2 protein-coding genes are annotated in these 1,826 nt (G+C 35.4%); one reads left to right on the forward strand and one right to left on the reverse strand.

The window, feature by feature from the left end; all coding sequences use genetic code 11:
* Positions 1 to 180 precede the first annotated feature (180 nt).
* Positions 181 to 747: a hypothetical protein gene (locus HRT72_09100; GenBank protein ID NQY67862.1), complete on the reverse strand. Its 567-nt coding sequence runs from the start codon at positions 745 to 747 to the stop codon at positions 181 to 183.
* A gap of 147 nt (positions 748 to 894) precedes the next feature.
* Between HRT72_09100 and HRT72_09105 the strand changes: the two genes are divergently transcribed.
* Positions 895 to 1,770: a tyrosine-type recombinase/integrase gene (locus tag HRT72_09105; GenBank protein NQY67863.1), complete on the forward strand. Its 876-nt coding sequence runs from the start codon at positions 895 to 897 to the stop codon at positions 1,768 to 1,770.
* Positions 1,771 to 1,826: the final 56 nt, after the last annotated feature.

Consider the following 1,826-nt stretch of genomic DNA (forward strand, 5'->3'; position numbering starts at 1 on the left):
CTTTCGTTTTCTAAACTCCTTTTCTATGAGTGGTGAAAATTTGAAAACCCAACGTTGAATTGTAGAATGATCAACCTTAACACCACGAATTGAAAGCAGCTCTTCAACATCTCGATAACATATAAGCATCAATGAATTCAACCCTTCTTGAATTCATTGTGCTTATATGTTGTACACAGTTTAATAGTATTCATAGAAGAATTCGTAAACTCTTAACTCTGACTCATTAACTACATTATGGACAACCCTTCTGGGTAAGCCCGATTTCGCATATGTATAAAACCAATAGTATATAAGGTTATTAGTCGTTTTATTGTATTGGCAAACTTTGCGTATCCGTTTATTTGAATCGTACTCCCAGGTATGATTCAAATGGAATCTATCGTTATATTTTGACATAGAATCTATCCAATCATTATGCCCGTAGAACTGGGCTGAGTCCAGATTGATCAACCACTCAGTATTGACAATGGTGTCTATAACACCTCCGGAAAATACTGTGCAAGCTACTCCTGTAGCAGAATCAATTTCAAAATAACGTTTAATCACATTTGGATTATTGTAGGGGGCGTCCACAGTATCTTTTGTAATAGGATCAACATTTCCAATATGATATATAGAGATTGTTTTTAGTCTGTTTTTTTTGGCAATGTCAATGAATGACAAAGATTGAAAGGGGTGTGTTTGCGAATAACTGTTCCAACTAAACAGGCTAACCAGGATCAATATTGGTAAGTATAATTTCATTTAATAGTGTACAACGTTTCAGCTAAGCTACGTAAAATCGGTTTGGTAGGTAAGGTTATGTAGCTTAGCTATTGTTGCACTAAACACCTTCGGTGTAGCTTTTCTCAAATTTACGTAAAAGTATCTCATAATTAAACCGATAAAATTATGAGACAAGAAACACCAACAAAACCCTCTATTGAGGTTAGGCAGGAATTAGATTTATTAAGAAAGCGTATGACGGTTGCCAACCGATCATTATCGAGTATACGAAGTTATTGTAGAGCTATAGAAAAGCTTAGTATTTTTCACAAATGTTCTGCACGGTTTTTAGAAATAGACCAGCTCATCGATTTTCTTTATCACTTACAGCAAGATGATGGTCTACTATGGCGCACGATCAAACTTTATGTGGCCGGATTACGATATTATTACCAAGAGGTGGTAGGCAATGTTAAACTGGCACAGCAGATACCTTATCCCAAAGAGAAGCCAAGTTTACCTGTTATTTTAAGCCGCGAAGAACTTCAAAAAGTTTTTGATGGTTGCATCAATTACAAACATAAAGTAATGTTTCGTTTAGTGTATTCTTCAGGTTTAAGACGATCAGAGTTAGCCAACTTAAAGATAAAAGATATAGAAACATTAGATGGGAAGATGCGCATTCGTATCAACAACGGTAAAGGCGGAAAAGATAGATATACCGTTTTATCACAAACCATTTTAGAAGAACTAAGAATCTATTTTAAAATGAGTAAGCCTAAAACCTATCTATTTAATGGGCGAGTAAAAGGAGAGCCAATGAGCTTAGGAGGGATTAAACATGCACTAGATAATGCGGTAAAAAGATCAGGTTTGGCTAAAAAAGTGAACATGCACATACTACGCCATTGCTTTGCATCTCATGCATTAGAAGATGGATTAAATATAAAAACTTTGCAATATCTACTGGGACATCAAAGCATAAAAACAACATTGATCTATCTTCATGTAAGTGAAGTTCCGCTGTCCAAAGCCTTTAGTCCGCTAGACAATTGGAAGTAGTTGAGTAGTTATCCCATTAGGGATATTTTTCAGCAATTTGGGAGGCCTGTAAAAAG

The organism is Flavobacteriales bacterium (genome assembly GCA_013214975.1).
Classification (GTDB): domain Bacteria; phylum Bacteroidota; class Bacteroidia; order DT-38; family DT-38; genus DT-38.

Bases quoted from the DNA above. Each gene is read 5' to 3' on its own strand.
- HRT72_09105 (NQY67863.1), top strand. From the start codon at position 895: ATGAGACAAGAAACACCAACAAAACCCTCTATTGAGGTTAGGCAGGAA.
- HRT72_09100 (NQY67862.1), bottom strand. From the start codon at position 747: ATGAAATTATACTTACCAATATTGATCCTGGTTAGCCTGTTTAGTTGG.